13 protein-coding genes are annotated in these 16541 nt (G+C 70.4%); 5 read left to right on the forward strand and 8 right to left on the reverse strand.

Annotated features, from left to right (window positions below):
• The first annotated feature begins 9 nt into the window (after nt 1-9).
• Together ACH49X_RS16340 and ACH49X_RS16345 are read left to right on the forward strand one after the other, a co-directional pair.
• Nucleotides 10-1185, forward strand: a complete 1176-nt coding sequence (locus tag ACH49X_RS16340) for a ubiquinol-cytochrome c reductase iron-sulfur subunit (protein ID WP_195077953.1) — start codon at nt 10-12, stop codon at nt 1183-1185.
• On the forward strand, nt 1182-2801 hold the full coding sequence (locus tag ACH49X_RS16345; protein WP_195077837.1) for a cytochrome bc complex cytochrome b subunit: 1620 nt from the start codon (nt 1182-1184) through the stop codon (nt 2799-2801). The genes ACH49X_RS16340 and ACH49X_RS16345 overlap by 4 nt, the downstream gene beginning before the upstream one ends.
• Before the next feature lie 67 nt (nt 2802-2868).
• Here the strand turns inward: ACH49X_RS16345 and ACH49X_RS16350 are convergent, their stop codons facing one another.
• Complete coding sequence (locus tag ACH49X_RS16350; RefSeq protein ID WP_195077838.1) at nt 2869-3369, reverse strand: polyadenylate-specific 3'-exoribonuclease AS; 501 nt, start codon at nt 3367-3369, stop codon at nt 2869-2871.
• A 201-nt stretch (nt 3370-3570) separates the two neighbouring features.
• On the opposite strand from ACH49X_RS16350, the gene ACH49X_RS16355 reads away from it, so the two are divergent.
• Nucleotides 3571-4956 (forward strand): class II 3-deoxy-7-phosphoheptulonate synthase, encoded by a 1386-nt coding sequence (locus tag ACH49X_RS16355; RefSeq protein ID WP_195077839.1) that lies wholly within the window; start codon nt 3571-3573, stop codon nt 4954-4956.
• A 63-nt stretch (nt 4957-5019) separates the two neighbouring features.
• Here ACH49X_RS16355 and pknB read toward each other — a convergent pair whose 3' ends face one another.
• Nucleotides 5020-6960, reverse strand: coding sequence for a Stk1 family PASTA domain-containing Ser/Thr kinase (pknB, locus tag ACH49X_RS16360; RefSeq protein ID WP_357112523.1), 1941 nt, complete (start codon nt 6958-6960; stop codon nt 5020-5022).
• 129 nt (nt 6961-7089) lie between these two features.
• Here pknB and ACH49X_RS16365 point away from each other — a divergent pair, with 129 nt between their 5' ends.
• The gene (locus tag ACH49X_RS16365; RefSeq protein WP_067800581.1) at nt 7090-7458 is read left to right on the forward strand and encodes an Rv2175c family DNA-binding protein; all 369 of its coding nucleotides are present in this window, start codon (nt 7090-7092) and stop codon (nt 7456-7458) included.
• A gap of 288 nt (nt 7459-7746) precedes the next feature.
• Here ACH49X_RS16365 and ACH49X_RS16370 read toward each other — a convergent pair whose 3' ends face one another.
• From ACH49X_RS16370 to ACH49X_RS16385, 4 genes are all read right to left on the reverse strand, one after another.
• The gene (locus tag ACH49X_RS16370) at nt 7747-8745 is read right to left on the reverse strand and encodes a phytoene/squalene synthase family protein (protein WP_195077840.1); all 999 of its coding nucleotides are present in this window, start codon (nt 8743-8745) and stop codon (nt 7747-7749) included.
• On the reverse strand, nt 8742-10460 hold the full coding sequence (locus tag ACH49X_RS16375) for an alpha-(1->6)-mannopyranosyltransferase A (protein ID WP_195077841.1): 1719 nt from the start codon (nt 10458-10460) through the stop codon (nt 8742-8744). Before ACH49X_RS16375 ends, ACH49X_RS16370 begins: the two co-directional genes overlap by 4 nt.
• Before the next feature lie 63 nt (nt 10461-10523).
• A complete protein-coding gene (crtI, locus tag ACH49X_RS16380; protein WP_357209137.1) occupies nt 10524-12107 on the reverse strand; it encodes a phytoene desaturase family protein in 1584 nt (527 codons plus the stop codon).
• Between the two features lie 14 nt (nt 12108-12121).
• Entirely contained in the window at nt 12122-13255 is a 1134-nt protein-coding gene (locus tag ACH49X_RS16385) for a polyprenyl synthetase family protein (RefSeq protein WP_195077843.1), read from the reverse strand.
• A gap of 185 nt (nt 13256-13440) precedes the next feature.
• Between ACH49X_RS16385 and ACH49X_RS16390 the strand changes: the two genes are divergently transcribed.
• Complete coding sequence (locus tag ACH49X_RS16390) at nt 13441-14442, forward strand: methylenetetrahydrofolate reductase (protein ID WP_195077844.1); 1002 nt, start codon at nt 13441-13443, stop codon at nt 14440-14442.
• 113 nt (nt 14443-14555) lie between these two features.
• Here the strand turns inward: ACH49X_RS16390 and ACH49X_RS16395 are convergent, their stop codons facing one another.
• Nucleotides 14556-15713: an LLM class flavin-dependent oxidoreductase gene (locus ACH49X_RS16395; RefSeq protein WP_357112498.1), complete on the reverse strand. Its 1158-nt coding sequence runs from the start codon at nt 15711-15713 to the stop codon at nt 14556-14558.
• The gene (locus ACH49X_RS16400) at nt 15710-16516 is read right to left on the reverse strand and encodes a DUF1684 domain-containing protein (RefSeq protein ID WP_357209135.1); all 807 of its coding nucleotides are present in this window, start codon (nt 16514-16516) and stop codon (nt 15710-15712) included. Before ACH49X_RS16400 ends, ACH49X_RS16395 begins: the two co-directional genes overlap by 4 nt.
• Nucleotides 16517-16541 lie beyond the last annotated feature (25 nt).

Genomic DNA, 16541 nt, shown 5'->3' on the forward strand with positions numbered 1-16541 from the left:
CGAGACGACATGGGTCGGCCGGATGAGGGCCACGACGCGCAACTGTCGAAGGAGCAGTCGGTGAACGCCACCCCGGCGGAGCCCACCGAGGCCGACCTCGACAAGATGTCGCGCGACGAGCTGGTCAAGCTCGGAACCGAGCGCGACGGCGTCGACGTCGCCTACCGCCGCGAGCGCTTCCCGATCCCCGGCACCCGGGCGGAGAAGCGGGCCGAGCGCGCGGTCACCTTCTGGTTCGCCGTGTCCGGCATCGCGGCCGCGGCGCTGGTCGGCGTGTTCCTGTTCTGGCCGTGGGAGTTCAAGGGCAAGGACGAGGAGGGCCACGGGCTCTACTCGCTGTTCACCCCGCTGGTCGGCCTGACCTTCGGCATCTCGGTGCTGGTCATCGGCATCGCGGTGGTGCTGATCCGCAAGCTGTTCATCCCCGCCGAGCTCTCCATCCAGGAGCGGCACGACGGTCCTTCGCCCGAGGTCGAGCGCCGCACGCTGGTCGCCGAGCTGCAGGACGCGCTGGATACCTCCACGCTGGGACGCCGCAAGATGATCACCCGCACCGCGGGCGCGGGCGTCGGCGTGCTCGGCATCGGCGCGCTGCTGGTGTTCGTCGGCGGTCTGGTCAAGAACCCGTGGGCCAAGGGCGACAAGTCGCCGCTGTGGGTCTCCGGCTGGACTCCGGACTACCCGGGCGAGACCATCTACATCCGCCGCGACACCGGTCGCCCGGAGGACGTGGTGCTGGTGCGTCCGGAGGATCTGGACGCGGGCGCCATGGAGACGGTGTTCCCGTGGAAGGAGAAGTGGCGCGGTGACGAGCACGCGACCTTGCAGTCGCTGCGCGGCATCCGCAACGCCGTCATGCTGATCCGCCTGCGCACCGAGGACGCGCAGAAGGCGATCAAGCGCAAGGGTCAGGAGAGCTTCAACTACGGCGACTACTTCGCCTACTCGAAGATCTGCACCCACCTCGGCTGCCCGACCTCGCTGTTCGAGCAGCAGACCAACCGGATCCTCTGCCCCTGCCACCAGTCGCAGTTCTCCGCGACCGAGTGGGGCAAGCCGGTCTTCGGTCCCGCCGCTCGCGCGCTGCCGCAGCTGCCGATCACCGTCAACGCTGAGGGCTTCCTGGTCGCCAACGGCGACTTCATCGAGCCGCTCGGCCCGGCCTACTGGGAGCGCCGTTCATGAGTCCTTCAGTCGCAGCCCAAGCCAGCGAGGCGGACGAGCGCTACCGCGCCGCCGCCTTCGTGAAGCGGTCGATCAACAAGGTCTTCCCGACGCATTGGTCGTTCCTGCTCGGCGAGATCGCGCTCTACAGCTTCATCATCCTGCTGCTGTCGGGCGTCTACCTGACCTTGTTCTTCGACCCGTCCATGAGCGAGGTCGTCTACAACGGCGCATACCAGCCGCTGCGCGGCGTGACCATGTCGCGCGCCTACGAGACCGCGCTGAACATCACCTTCGAGGTCCGCGGCGGTCTGTTCGTCCGGCAGGTGCACCACTGGGCGGCGCTGCTGTTCGCGGCGTCGATCATCATCCACCTGTTCCGGATCTTCTTCACCGGCGCGTTCCGCAAGCCGCGTGAGGCGAACTGGGTGATCGGCTCGTTGCTGCTGATCCTGGCGATGTTCGAGGGCTTCTTCGGTTACTCGCTGCCCGACGACCTGCTGTCGGGCACGGGCCTGCGGGCCGCGTTCGGCGGTATCACGATGAGCATCCCGATCATCGGCACCTGGATGCACTGGCTGATCTTCGGCGGTGACTTCCCCGGCGACATCATCATCCCGCGGCTCTACATCGCGCATGTGCTGTTGTTCCCGGGCATCATCCTGGCGCTGATCGCCGCGCACGTGGCGCTGGTGTGGTATCAGAAGCACACGCAGTTCCCCGGCCCGGGCCGCACGGAGAACAACGTGGTCGGCGCCCGGATCGTGCCGGTGTTCGCCGCCGACCAGGGCGCGTTCTTCGCCTTCACCCTCGGCATCGTGGGCATCATGGGCGGCGTGTTCCAGATCAACCCGATCTGGAACCTGGGTCCGTACAACCCGTCGCAGGTCTCGGCGGGTTCGCAGCCGGACTTCTACATGATGTGGACCGACGGCATGGCGCGTTTGATGCCGCCGTGGGAGCTGTACCTGGGCCGCTACACGGTGCCCGCGGTGTTCTGGGTCGCGCTGATCATGGGTCTGGTGTTCGCGGTGCTGATCGCCTACCCGTGGATCGAGAAGCGGCTCACCGGCGACACCAGCGCGCACCACAACCTGCTGCAGCGTCCGCGTGACGTCCCGGTCCGGACCGCGATCGGCGCGATGGCCATCGCGTTCTACCTGGTGCTGACGCTGTCGTGCGTCAACGACATCCTCGCGCTCAAGTTCGACATCTCGTTGAACGCGACCACCTGGATCGGCCGCATCGGCCTGCTCGTCGCCCCGCCGGTGGCGTACTACCTCACCTACCGGTTCTGCATCGGCCTGCAGCGCAGCGACCGGGCGGTGCTCGAGCACGGCATCGAGACCGGCGTGATCAAGCGCTTGCCGCACGGCGAGTACATCGAGGTGCACCAGCCGCTCGGCCCGGTCGACGACCACGGCCACCCGATCCCACTGGAGTACCAGGGCGCGCCCGTGCCGAAGAAGATGAGCAAGCTGGGTTCGGCCGGCAAGCCCGGCACCGGCAGCTTCCTGCGGCCCGACCCGCAGGAGGAGAGCGATCGGCACTTCGAGATCGAGCACGCCGAGGAGCACAAGCAGCTGAAGGTGCTGCAGCAGGCGCAGGAGGCGGCGAACGGCAAGCACGGCCACTGACGCCCCCTTACGCCGACGGCCCCGAGTCGATCACGACTCGGGGCCGTCACGCGTCATGCCGCCGTTGTCACAGGCGTGGCGCCGCGCGGCGGGCGGCTTCGATGGCCTCGAACTTGGCGAGATTGTGCCGGGCATCGGCGAGCGCGTCGTGCGCGTCCGGCGGGATCGGCGGCAGCTCGGGACGGCCGTGCGCCTCCCAGTGCTGGCGCAATTCGTTGGTGTAGCGCGGCAGCGCGTTGGGCAGGTCGACCATCGAACCCCACAACTGGCACAGGGCGACGTGATCGTAGGCCGACACCCAGGCCCACAGTTCCGGTTGCACGGTCGGCCGCGGCACCAGGAACGCGTACAGCTCGTCGCGGATCTGGGCGCGGCTGCGCCACAGCGGCGAAGCAGGCGAAGGCAGTTGGGGCAGCACGAATTTGCGCACCCAAGGCCCCGCACGCCCGGCGTCGAACTCGGTGGACACCGCGTAGTACTCCCGGCCGTCCTCGCAGACGACGCCGATGGAGACCAGATCGATGGTCACTCCGTCTTCGATGAATTCGCAGTCATAAAAATATCGCAAGCACTGTGCCTCTCTGATATCTCCGTCGGCCGGAAGTTCGACCGCAATGGGGGCGTTGCCGATGTTCTCGATCGCACTGGAACCATACGGGTCGCGCGAGGTGGCGCCACCTACCGGGCAGAACCCATTCACCCTGGGTGGAGCGATTCCACCCCTGGGACTGGGTGTCCCCACAGGGTCTGCGGTCCGTAAGCTGAAGTCGTGAACTGGACCGTCGACGTACCCATCGATCGCCTGCCGGAACTGCCGCCGCTGCCCGTCGAGCTGCGCAGGCGGTTGGACGACGCGCTGGCGCGCCCCGCGCTGCAGCAGCCGTCCTGGGACCCGGAGCAGGCGGCCAAAATGCGCACCGTGCTGGAGAGCGTCCCGCCGATCTGCGTGCCCGCCGAGGTGGAAGAGCTGCGCGGGCAGCTGGCCGAGGTCGCCCGCGGTGAGGCATTCCTCCTGCAGGGCGGTGACTGCGCGGAGACCTTCGCCGACAACACCGAGCCGCACATTCGCGGCAACATTCGTACGCTGCTGCAGATGGCGGTGGTGCTCACCTACGGTGCCAGCCTGCCGGTGGTGAAGGTCGCGCGGATCGCGGGCCAGTACGCCAAACCGCGCTCGTCGGACACCGATGCGCTCGGACTCAAGTCCTACCGCGGCGACATGGTGAACTCGCTGGTCGCCGACGCGGCGCTGCGCGAGCACGACCCGTCGCGCCTGGTCCGGGCCTACGCCAACGCGAGCGCCGCGATGAACCTGGTGCGCGCGCTGACCGGTGCGGGCATGGCCGACCTGCACAAGGTGCACGACTGGAACCGCGACTTCGTGGCCAAGTCGCCCGCGGGCGCCCGCTACGAGGCGCTGGCGGAGGAGATCGACCGCGGCCTGGCGTTCATGACCGCGTGCCGGGTCAACGACCCGAGCCTGAAGTCGGCCCGCATCTACGCCAGCCACGAAGCGCTCGTGCTGGACTACGAGCGCGCCATGCTGCGCCTGAGCGAGAACGCGATCGGCGAGCCGGTGCTCTACAACCTGTCGGCGCACTTCCTGTGGATCGGCGAGCGCACCCGCCAGCTCGACGGCGCGCACATCGCGTTCGCGGAACTGCTCGCCAACCCGATCGGCCTGAAGATCGGCCCGTCCACCACGCCCGAGCAGGCCGTGGAGTACGTCGAACGGCTCGACCCGAACAACGAGCCCGGCCGGCTGACCATCGTGTCGCGCATGGGCCACAGCAAGGTCCGCGACGTGCTGCCGCCCATCATCGAGAAGGTGCAGGCCACCGGTCACCAGGTGATCTGGCAGTGCGACCCGATGCACGGCAACACGCACGAGGCGTCCACCGGCTTCAAGACCCGCCACTTCGACCGCATCGTCGACGAGGTGCAGGGCTTCTTCGAGGTGCACCACGCGCTCGGCACGCATCCCGGCGGCATGCACATCGAACTCACCGGTGAGGACGTCACCGAATGCCTCGGCGGCGCCCAGGACATCTCCGACCTCGATCTGTCCGGCCGCTACGAGACCGCCTGCGACCCGCGGCTGAACACCCAGCAGTCGCTGGAACTGGCGTTCCTCGTGGCCGAGATGTTGCGCTGAGTTCCGCACGGCGATCGTCGGAAAGGTAGGCGCGTGGGCGCCTGCCTTCCCGCGGAGCCGTGATCAGGGCAGAGCGACGATGGTGACGGTGTCGCCCGCCTCGAGGTTGACTCCGATCGCGGGGGTCTGCGAGACCACCAGGGAGCTGTCCGCGCGCGCCAACTGCTTCACCTCGACCTGCAACCCCAGGCTCTCCAGCTTCGCGCGGGCGTTGGCCACGGTCCACCCGCGGACGTCGGGCATCTTCAACGCGTTGGAGATCAGCAGGACGACGCCGTCGCCGGACTGGATGGTGGCGCCCGCGCCCGGCTGGGTGCCGATGGCCTTGTCCGCCTCGACGCTGCGGTCGAACTGCGGTTTCGTCTCGCGGATCGCGATGCCGGCGGCGGCGAGGATCTTGGTGGCTTCCTCGGTGGACTTGCCGCGGACGTCGGGGACCTTCACCGGCTGGGATCCCTTGCTGCGGTAGACCTTCACCTGCGCGCCGAGGGGCAGCACGGTGCCCGGTTTCGGCTCCACCCTGGCAACCGATCCCTTGGGCGCGGTGCTGCCTTCTTCGCCCGCGTCGACCGGTTGCAGGCCGTTGTCCCGGATCAGCTGGTTGACCTTCGACACCTGGTCACCCGCTTTCACGTCCGGCACCTTGGGCTTGCCGTTGGAGACCAGGACGGCGACCGTCGACCCTTTGGTGATCTTGGATCCGGCCGAAGGGTCGCTGCCGACCACGCCGCCGACCGGGATCGTGTCCGACGCCTTCTGCCTGATCTCGGTCTCGAATCCGGCGTTCTGCAGGGTGGCGACCGCCTTGTCGGTGTCCAGCCCGGCGATCGGCGGCACCGCCGTGTAGCGGCCGACCCCGAGCCACCAGCCGCCGACGCCGACCAGCAGGGTGAGAACCGCGACGACGGCCACCCACACCCACACCGTGCGCCGGGAGCGGTTGAGGTCGTCGGCGTAGGGCGGATACGGCGGTGCGGGGTGCGCTTGACGCACCGGTTGCGGGTCGTAACCCTCCAGCGCGTTGTGCTCGAGACGAGGACGCTGGGCGGTGACCACTTTGGTGTGCTGCACCGGCTGCGGTGGATGGGCCGACGCACCGGCCGAGCCGGGCCGGTCGTCCGGCGGAACGGCTCGGTAGCCGGCGCTGAGATGCTCGGCGGAGTCCTGCGGCGCGGGCACCCGGTAGGCGGGCAGCCGTAGCTCGGCGCCGATCAGCCGCAGCGCGGCCGCCATCTCGTTCGCGTCGGCGAACCGGTGGCCGGGTTCGCGCGCGGTCGCCTTCGCGACCAGATCGTCGAACTCCGGCGGCACCCCGGAGATGAACCCGCTCGGGCTGGGCACATCGTTCTCGATGCGTTGATAGGCCACCGAGATCGACGTGTCACCGGTGAACGGAACCCGGCCGGTCAGCATCTCGAAGATCAGCACGCCGAAGGAGTAGACGTCGCTGCGCGAGTCGGCGGAGCCGCTGGTCACCTGCTCGGGCGACAGATAGGCGGCGGTGCCGAGGATGACGCTCGCCGAGGTGGTGTTCGCCGCCGCCACCGCGCGCACCAAACCGAAATCGGCGATCTTCACCTCGCCCGCGTCGGAGATCAGCACGTTCTCCGGCTTGATGTCGCGGTGCACCAGCCCGGCCGAATGCGCGACGCCGATCGCCGCGAGCACCGGTTCGGCGACCGCGCGCACCGCGTGCGGCGGCATCGGGCCGCGCTCGCGCAGCAGCTCGCGCAGCGTGCCGCCCTCCACCAGCTCCATGATCAGGAAGGGGTGGTCGCCGTCGACGCCCTGGTCGTACACCGCGACCAGCGAAGGATGCTTGAGTTTGGCGACCGCGCGCGCCTCGAACTCGAATCGGGACAGGAACTGGGGGTCGCCCGCGAACTTCGGGTCCATCACCTTGATGGCGACCGGCCGGTCCAGGCGGGTGTCGACCCCGCGGAAGACCATCGACATTCCGCCGCGGGCGATCGGCGCATCGATCCGATAGCGCCCTTCCAGCATCTGGCCGATCAAGAGAAGTCCTCCGGCTTTCACAAGTCAGCCGCTCCGTGCGGCCCCCACGATGGTATCGACTCGCACCACCCCGGGTGTCTCACGACGTGCGGCGGGGGACCGTCTACCGTTGTGCGGGTGAGTGCATTTCCCTGCAGTGACGACGTCCTTCCGCAGTCGGTGCCCCTGGTGTCGCTGCCGGAGGTGGCCGAGCGACTCGGGCTGGTGGTGACCCGGGTGCACCAGATGCTGCGCGACCACCAACTGATCGCCGTCCGCAGAGCGGGCGTGGCGGGCGTGCCCGAGCGATTCTTCGACGACACCGGCGCGGTCGTGAAAGCGCTGCCCGGCCTGATCACCGTGATGCGCGACGCCAAATACACCGACGAAGAGATCCTGGAGTGGATCTTCACCGACGACGACAGCCTGCCCGGCAAGCCGATCGACGCCCTGCACGGGCCACTGGCCCGCGAAGTGCTGCGCCGAGCCGCCGCCGAGCCGTTTTAGTTCGGCCGCGACTTCGTCGCGGCGTGTTCGCGGCCCTCTTGTGGCTCGCGTCCGAGTGACCGCCGCTTGCTCCTTCGTCGCTTGCGCGGCGACCGCGCACACGCGAGCCGGGCCGAGAACGGAACAGGCTCGGTCTCGCTTCGCTCGAAAGTCGTATTGCGGTGCGCTGGGCGCGTCGGTAGCGGAATGCGCTGTCCGTCGCATGCGGGTCTGGAGTGACTGGTCTGCGTGATGACCTTGCTGGTCTGGGCTTCGCTCGAAGCCGGTGTCGCATGGGCGGGGCCGCCGTCAGCGGGCGAGGCGGTCGCGGAGGGTGGCGGTGGTGAATTCGGTGGCGGCTATGCGGAGGCGGTGGTGGCGGGGGACCACCGCGCGGTGGTCGAAGACGGCGTAGTCGCTGCGTTCGATGTGGTGCAGGATGTCGGCGTACAGGGTTGCCGCGGTGCGGATGGCGGGGCGTACTCGCGGTTCGAGCAGGTCGATGCCCGGTTCGGCGCGGCGGTAGAGGTCGCGGTTGACCGCGATGAGGTGGGCGAGGGCGCGGCGGACGCGCGGATCGGTGCGGCCGGTGCGGCGGCACTCGAACAGCAGCTCCTCGTCGACGCCGAACGCGGCGATGGCATCGGCGGGCAGGTAGACGCGGTCGCGGTCGAGATCCTCCGCCACGTCGCGCAGGAAGTTGGTCAGCTGGAACGCCTCGCCCAGCGCGGCGGCGGCGGGCTCGGCCGCGGACACCGGGACGACCGTGCCGAGCACCGGCAGCAGCTGCAAACCGATCGCGGCCGCCGAACCCCGCATGTATTCGCGCAGCTGCGCCATGGTGCCGTAGCGGTTACGGAACGTGGGCGCGCCCGGCGCGTCCATCCGCATGGAATCCAGGAACGTCCAGAAGTGCTGGGGGGCAATGCCGTAACGGTGGATGGTGTGGGTGACGGCGGCCAAGACGAGATCGCGCGGCCGTGGGACCGATGCCCAACTCTCGCCGTGCTCGGCGGACGACGCGTGCTGCGCGGCAACGCCGGAGCGCGATTCCAGGGCGACCCGCAGATCTCGCTCGATCGAATCGAGTTCCGCGGCCGGGCCGCCGTCGTGCGGACGGGCGGCGCGGTCGACGACGTCGTCCACCATCCGCGCGAACGCGTAGAGCGCGTGCACGGCGGGCCGCCGCTCGGCCGACAGCAGCCGCGTGGCGAGGAAATAGGTGCGGCCGTGGGTGGCGGCGATCTGCCTGCACTCGCGATAGGCCAGCGGGAGCAGGGCGGAACCGGATAGGCGGCCCTCGGTCATCGGGCGGCGGGCGAAGCGGTGGCCTCGCCTGGCGTTGCCGCGACAGTGCCCGGCGGCGTGGCGCGCAGCCGCAGCGGGTCCACCGTGCGCAGCGACAGCGCCGCCACGACCGCGGCGAAGGTGGCGGCGGCGACGTGCCAGAAGTTGTACAGGCCGATCGAACCGTCCGGCTGGAACACCAGCATGAGCCACGTGCACACCCCGACCAGCGCCATCAGCGTGGTGGTGGACAGCGCGAACCCGGCGGCCAACGCCAGCGGCCACGAGTAGTACCAGGGCAGCGCGGCGGGGGAGAGGATGACGATCGCGACGAACGCGATCAGGATGCCCGCCACCGCCTCTCGCTCACTGTGCCGGAACCGCCACCAGGTCGATGCCAGCACCGCGACCAAGGCCAGCGCGCACATCGCGCGGGTCACCTCGAGCACCGATTCCAGCCGCAGGGGGGTGATCCAGGTGACCGCGTGCGCCATCACGGTGGGCAGCGACAGCCAGTTGATGATCTTCTTCGACCCGGACAGGGCGGTCAGCCAGCCGATGCCCACGCCCGCGATGGCCGAGGCGGCGACGAAGACGACCGCGAACACGCTCAGACCCAGACCGGCGATCTTGCCGAACACCAGCGCGGGATGCGGCATGTCCTCGGTGGGCTCGGCGGCGTCACCGGGTTGTTCGCTCGCGGGCAGGTGCGCCGGATCGCGCCCGACCCGCTGCGCGGCGCGGCGTTCGCGTTCGTGCAGCATCCAGATCCAGACCAGGAACGGCAGCGCCACACCCGCGGTCGCCTTGATGGCCACGCCGATGGCGACGACGACGATGCCTGCCACGTGATGGCGCTCCAGCACCAGCGCGATGCCGGCGCACATCAGGCCGACCATCAGCATCTCGTTGTGCACGCCGCCGATCAGGTGGATGAGCACCAGCGGGTTGAGCACCGCCAGCCACAGCGCGACGGTCGGCTTGCCGCCGAGGTGCTTGGTCAGATACGGCACCGCCCACATCATCAGCGCGAGACCGGGCAGCATGACCAGTCGCATCGCGATGGTGCCCGCCACCACGTTGTCGCCGGTGACGGCGGTGATCGCCCGCCCGAGCAGCAGGAACACCGGGCCGTACGGCGCGGTGGTGGTGGTCCACACGGGGCTCACGTTGTCCAGCAGCACACCGGGATTCGCCACCGGACCGACCTGGTAGGGATCGAAGCCGTCGCGCAGCAGCGCGCCCTGAGCGAGATAGGAGTAGGCGTCGCGGCTGAACATCGGCACGGCGAACAGCAGCGGCGCGATCCAGATGCCCACGATGGCGCGCAGCTCGTTGAGGGTCACCTCGGCGCCGGTGCGGTCGGCCGTGCCGATCGTCGCGCGCCCGAGCCGGACCCACGCGGTGATCATGAGCAGCACGCCGATCCAGATGCAGATGGTCGACAGCGCGTAGCCGTGCCCGAACCGTAGCCAGGACAGGTGCATGGCCTCGAGCAGCGGGTCGCGCTTGCGGACGCTGCCCGCGCCGAAGCCGCCGAACATGATCATGATCGCGCCGAAGAAGCCGAGCAGGGCGGCATGCCCCTCCGGGCTTCTGGCGAAGTCGGCGGAGGTGCGGACCCACCACAGGAAACGGCGGGGGGCAGCCGATTCGCGACCTGCGGAGGCGGGCGACGAGGAGCGGATGTCACCGGCGGAGGCGGCCTCAGCGGTGCGCGTTTCGGGGGATGCCATCTGGTGTCGGTCCCCCCGAATGGTCGGCGGTCGCAACCGCGAGCGAATAGGTCGGCGCTTAGTTTACGGCGTCGCCTCGAACACTATCCGGCTGGTGCGCGGGGTTCCAGGCGAAGTGGGTCCGAGCTCACCGGCGATGCGGTTTGCCGCCAGTTTCCCGGAGAGCAGCGCGGTCGGCACGCCCACACCGGGCGTGGTGCCGCAACCAGCGATAACCACGTTGTCGCTGGAGCGTGGGAAATTGCTCGGCCTGAACGGACCGGTCTGGCGGAAGAGGTGAGCCGCGGAGAACGGCGTGCCCGCGAGCATGCCGTGGTCGAGCCAGGTCCGCGGGGTGTCGAGCCGATCGACGGCGAAGTGCTCGGCGATTCCCTGGTAGCCGCGCTTTTCCAGCACGGTGAGCAATTCGCGGAGATAGGCGGGTCCGAGGCGCGGCCAGTCCAGCGGTGCGGCCGTGAGATTCGGGCACGGCGCCAGCAGCGAGAACGGTTCGTAGCGGCCGTCGGCGCGGTCGATGACCAGGCTCGGGTCGGTCAGAGCGGGCCGGGTCAGCAGCAGCGAGGGATCGCTCATCAGCTTGCCGCGGCCCCGGCGGGCGGTGATCTCGGCGAACGTCCGGTCCCAGGCCTGCCCGAACTCGATGGTGTGGTGCGCCTGCACCGGCCAGCTCGCCGCCACCGCGGCGGGGACGGTGCCGTGCGCGACGACCGCCGACGGCGAGGCACGTAGACCGCGCCTCGGCCGTACGCCCAACCGGTCGAGCGAGCCGAGGTCGGCGGTCAGCACCAGCGCGTCGCAGTCGAACGAGCGTCCGTCGGCGGCGCGGGCGCGCCGGGCCCGACGGCCCGCGTAGTCGATCCCGATCACTTCGGTGTTCAGTTCGAGTGTGCCGCCGGCTTCGGTGAACGCTTGCGCCAGCGCTGCGGCGATCGCCCGCATCCCGCCCTCGGGGAAGTACACGCCCAGCGAGGTGTCCATGTGCGGGATCGCGCCGTAGACGGCGAGCGCCCGAGCGGGTGGCATGCCCGCGTAGAGCGCCTGGAAGGTGAACAGTCGCGCCAGCCGCTGGTCGCGCAGGAACCCGCGCACCCGGGGGCCGAGCCTGCCGAAGCCGCCGAGTCGCACCAGTTCGGCCAGGGCGCGGCGCTTGTCGGGGACGCGCACCATATCCAGCGGCGAGTCGAAGTTCGTGTCCATGAACTCGGTGAACTCGGCCGCGTAGATCCGCGCCAGCCAGTCGCGCAGGCGCCGGTATCCCCGCGCCTCGCCCGGGCCGCAGCTGCGCTCGACTTCCGCGGCCATCACGTCCGGGTCGGCGAAGACCCTGATCTCGGCGCCGTCGGCGAACCGGGCGTGATAGCCGGGCGCCAGCCGGTGGATGCGCAGCGGCGGCGCGCAGGTCTCCGGGGTACGGCCGACGGCGGCGAGCGCGTCGGTGATCAGCTCGGGCAGCGTCAGGACGGTGGCGCCGGAGTCGATCTCGTAGTCGGCGCCCAGGTAGCGCCCGACCCGGCCGCCGGGGTGGTCGGCTCGCTCGAGCAGCGTCACCCGATGACCCGCGCCGGTCAGATACAGGGCGGCCGACAGCCCGGCCAGTCCAGCGCCGACCACCACGACGCGATCGGTCGGTCCCGCGACGGTTCTCATCCGAGTCTCCTTGGTCACGCGGCGCGCTTGGTGGCGGCCAGCGCCATCGCGCGCAGTCGTTCCTTGGCCGCGGTCGTCGCCGAGCTGGCCTCGATGGCCGCCAGGCCGGTGTCGGTGAGTTCGGCGATCCGGTGCTCCACCTCGTCGACCGCTCCGAGTTCGACCAGCAGCGCGCGCAGCCGCTGCACCTGCTCGGCGCTCAGATCGGTGCCGATGCTCGCGCGCAGCAGCGCGGCCGCGGCCGGATCGCCGGCGTCGGCGCGCCGCAGCGCCTCGGCCAGCAGCACGGTGCGCTTGCCCTCGCGCAGGTCGTCGCCGGACGGCTTGCCGGTGACCGCGGGATCACCGAACACGCCGAGCAGGTCGTCGCGCAGCTGGAAGGCGATCCCGATGGCGGTGCCGAATTCGCGGTAGGCCTCGACCAGTTCCTGGTCGGCGGCGGCGATGGCGGCGCCGAGGTGCAGCGGGCGTTCGACGGTGTAGGCGGCGGTCTTGTACCGGTTGATCCGCAGCGCGGCCTCGACCGATTCGTCGCCGCCGGCCTCGCCGTTGATGTCGAGCAACTGGCCGCCGAGCACCTCGGTGCGCATGTCGGCCCACACCGGAGCGAACCGGGCGATCGCCGCGGGCGCGAGGCCGGACGCGTGCACCATGTCATCGGCCCAGGACAGCGCCAGATCGCCGGCCAGGATGGCGACGCTGACGCCGAAGTGCGCCGCATCGCCGGACCACCCGCGGTCGCGGTGGCGCTGCTCGAAGTCGACGTGCACGGTGGGGAAGCGGCGGCGGGTGCGGGAGGAGTCGATGATGTCGTCGTGGATCAGCGCGCACGCCTGGACGAGCTCGAGCGCCGAGCAGGCGGTGAGCACCGCGGCGGCGTCGGGCGCCTGCGGATCGCCGCCCGCGCCGAGCCACCCCGTCCACGCGAACGCGGGCCTGGTGCGTTTCCCGCCGCGGAGCACGAACTGCTCGAGCGCGTCGGTGGCCTCGACGAAGACCGGGCCGAGGCGCTCGGTCGCCGGGCGGCGAGTGGCGAAGAAGCGGGTCAGGGCGTCTTCCACGGCGGTGACAAAGGCGGGGGTGCCCGGCTGCGGCACCGCGGGACGCGGCTTCTGGGTACCGGTTGCGGCGGACAGAGGAGCCTCCAAGGTCGTGCGGACGGTGGACGCACGGGGTCGCGGAGGGTGCCCCGGCGCTGCGGATGATTCGGGGCCGAGCGGGAGGCGGTCGCGCGTGTCGCTCGGCGTGGCGAACAACTCGCCCGCTGCGAACAATACGCGGGGCGTGCGAGCGACCCGACAGGACCGCCACCGGCCACCTCTACACTGAACCGGTGACTTTCGACAACGTGCGGGGCAGCTCGACCCCTGGCCGGCCGTCCCGGACGCACCCGAACGTCTCCGCCACACCGTCGGTCGTACAGAGTCTGCGGGCGCACGCGGGGCACGCGGTGCCGTTCTCCGTGGAGTTCAATCCGCCCCGTGACGCCGCCGCCGAGGCGCGGCTGTGGCGCGCTGTGCGGCAGTTCGAGTGCATGCACCCGGCGTTCGTGTCGATGACCTACGGCGCGGGCGGTTCCACCCGCGACCGCACCGTCCGCGTGACCGGGCAGCTGGCGCAGGAGACCACGCTGCTTCCGGTGGCGCATCTGACCGCGGTGGAGCACAGCGTCGCCGAGCTGCGCTCGCTGGTCGGCGCGTACGCCGACTCCGGCATCCGCAACATCCTGGTGCTGCGCGGCGACCCGCCCGGTGATCCGCTCGGCGAGTGGCACAAGCATCCCGAGGGCGTCTCCTACGCCGAGGAACTGGTGCGCATCGTGCGCGACCTCGGCGATTTCCACGTCGGCGTGGCCTCCTTCCCGCAGGGCCATCACCGTTCGCCGGACCTGGCGACCGACACCGCGTTCCTGGCCGCGAAACTGCGCGCGGGCGCGGAGTATTCGATCACCCAGATGTTCTTCGACGTCGAGCACTACCTGCGCCTGCGCGATCGCCTCGTTGCGCTCGACCCGATCGAGGGCGCGAAGCCGATCATTCCGGAGCTGATGCCCATCACGTCGCTGCGCACGGTGCAGCGCGCCGAGGAGCTGTGCGGCAGGCCGCTGCCCGCCGCCGTGCTGGACCGGCTGCGCAAGGCGGCGGGCGACGGCGGCGAGGAGAACGCCGCCGCGGTGCGCGCGGCGGGCATCGAGATCGCCACCGAGATCGCTCAGCGGCTGATCGACGAGGGCGCGCCCTGCCTGCACTTCATCACGCTCAATTTCGCCAAGGCGACCAGCGAGGTGCTGACCAACCTCGGTTACGGCGTCACGGCCACTCCGGTCAGCGCCTGACGCGAACGGCTGTCCGGGGGAACGGGCGCCTGGACGAACCGACGGTCGGCGGGCCCGGACGCCGACCGACGGAGCGCGAAGTCTGCAGGCGCCGCACCAGGGCGCACCGGTATTCAGGCCGCGACGGCCGCGCGCAGCCCCCATGCCTCGGCGAGCAGCCGATACGATTCCAGCCGGTCGGCGTGCCGATGGGTGATCGTGGTGACCAGCAATTCGTCCGCCCCGCTGACGCGTTGCAGCGCGTCGAGCCGTTCCGCGACGGTGCCGGGTGAGCCGACGAACTGGGTGGCCAGGCGGTCGTCGACCAGACGTCGCTGCTCCGCGGTGAGCGGAGCGATGGTCGCAGGGTCGGGGTACTCGGCCGCGCCCGCGCCGCTGCGGATGCTGTAGACCCAATGCCCGTAGCTGGCGGCCAGCCGCTGCGCGGTCGCGTCGTCCGGGGCCACCACCGCGTCGGCGGAGATCACCACATACGGCTCGGCCAGGTCGGCGGACGGGCGGAACGCCGCGCGATACGCCTCGATCGCGTCCAGCGCGGTGCCCGGCGAGACGTGATATGCCGCGGCGAACGGCAGTCCCAGCCGTCCGGCCAGCTCCGCGCTCTCGCCCGCGGTGCTTCCGAACAGCCACAGCCGCACCTGGGCGTGCTCCCCCGGAACGGCGTGCAGCGCAACGCCTTCTGGGCTGACGAAGCTGCCCGCCAGCAGGGCGCGCACCTCACCGATCTGCTCGGCGAAGTCGAGCGGCTGCGCGCCGCGCTGCTGCAGCGCGCCCACCGAGGCGACGAACTTGGACCGGTCCAGGATGCGGCCCGGGTCGAACGGCGGCGGGACGACCACGCCGTCGCGGATCTCGGTGCGCCCGGTCACGGTGTCCACCACCGGTTTACCGCCCTTGTGCCGCCCGGCTTCGGCCCCGAACTGGCTGCGTCGATGACCCGACCGGCCCAGTCCCAGGTCGAGCCGGCCAGGGTACAGCGCGTCGATCGTGCCGAAGGCCTCAACGATCGAGGCCGAGGTGTGATGACCCACCTGCACGGCCGCCGAACCCACCCGGATGCGCTCGGTGGCCGCGGCGACCAACCCGATCAGGGTGATGGAGGATGAGCTGGCCACCGAGACGAAATGGTGTTCGGCCAGCCAGTACCGGTGGTAACCCCACTGTTCGGCGTGCTGGGCCAGATCGACGGTGTTGCGCAGCGCCTGCTGCGCGGTGGAGCCGGCGCTGATCGGGGACAGGTCGAGGATGGATAGGGGAACGTGCCCGCTCATGCCGCACGCCCCTGCCGCGGATCCTGCTCGCCCGCTTCGATGGCCACGCGCAGCCGGTTCTGCGCGGGCGCCACCGGGCAGGTCGCGAAATCGGTGAAGGCGCAGGGCAGATTCGCCGCGCGGTTGAAGTCAAGCACGACCGTTCCGTCCGGGCCGGGAGCGCCGACGGTCAGCGAACGCGCGGCCGGGTAGGTGGTCACACCGCTCGTCGCGTCGGTGAACAGCACGCGCAGGTCGTCGCGGTCGCCGAACGCGACGACCCGTTCGGTCACCGCGCCGATGCGGAATTCGATGGTGCCCGCCGCGCTGTGCTGGTGTTCGATGCCCTCGACCACCGCGCCCGTGACCACGGTCCGCGGTTCCTCGAACGGTGTGAATCGCCCGGAGACCACCCAGCGCGGGTCCGGTCGATAGGACGGGATGCCGTCGAAGGTGAGCAGGGCGGGCGCGGCCGGGTCGTGCACCCGGACCGCGTAGCGACCCGTGCGGCGGATCACCTCGAGCACCCGCCGCTCCTGGCGGACGTGCAGTCCGGGCGCGCCTTCGGCGGGCGTGACGATCTGCACGCCCGCGATGCCGATTCCGTCGTACTCCAGCCGATCGGCCGGCTGGGCGGTGATGAACACCTTCTCGTCGGTGACCCACCAGGTGCCGGGGACACCCGGCAGCCGCTCGGGACGGTCGGTGAGCCAGTGCAGCCCGGTCAGGCTGAGGAAGCCGAGCGGGTCGCGCAGCTGGTCTTCGCGCGCGTGGTGCCAGCGCGCCCACTCGGTCTGGAAAACGCTGGTGATGCTGGTGGTCATGACGCTTGGACTCCTTCGTGGGCGG

The organism is Nocardia sp. NPDC019323, from assembly GCF_044389845.1.
In the GTDB taxonomy this organism is placed as follows: Bacteria; Actinomycetota; Actinomycetes; order Mycobacteriales; family Mycobacteriaceae; genus Nocardia; species Nocardia implantans.

Bases quoted from the DNA above. Each gene is read 5' to 3' on its own strand.
- ACH49X_RS16340 (WP_195077953.1), top strand. From the start codon at position 10: ATGGGTCGGCCGGATGAGGGCCACGACGCGCAACTGTCGAAGGAGCAG.
- ACH49X_RS16345 (WP_195077837.1), top strand. From the start codon at position 1,182: ATGAGTCCTTCAGTCGCAGCCCAAGCCAGCGAGGCGGACGAGCGCTAC.
- pknB (WP_357112523.1), bottom strand. From the start codon at position 6,960: ATGCTGGAAGGGCGCTATCGGATCGATGCGCCGATCGCCCGCGGCGGA.
- ACH49X_RS16370 (WP_195077840.1), bottom strand. From the start codon at position 8,745: ATGACCGAGGGCCGCCTATCCGGTTCCGCCCTGCTCCCGCTGGCCTAT.
- ACH49X_RS16375 (WP_195077841.1), bottom strand. From the start codon at position 10,460: ATGGCATCCCCCGAAACGCGCACCGCTGAGGCCGCCTCCGCCGGTGAC.
- crtI (WP_357209137.1), bottom strand. From the start codon at position 12,107: ATGAGAACCGTCGCGGGACCGACCGATCGCGTCGTGGTGGTCGGCGCT.
- ACH49X_RS16395 (WP_357112498.1), bottom strand. From the start codon at position 15,713: ATGAGCGGGCACGTTCCCCTATCCATCCTCGACCTGTCCCCGATCAGC.
- ACH49X_RS16400 (WP_357209135.1), bottom strand. From the start codon at position 16,516: ATGACCACCAGCATCACCAGCGTTTTCCAGACCGAGTGGGCGCGCTGG.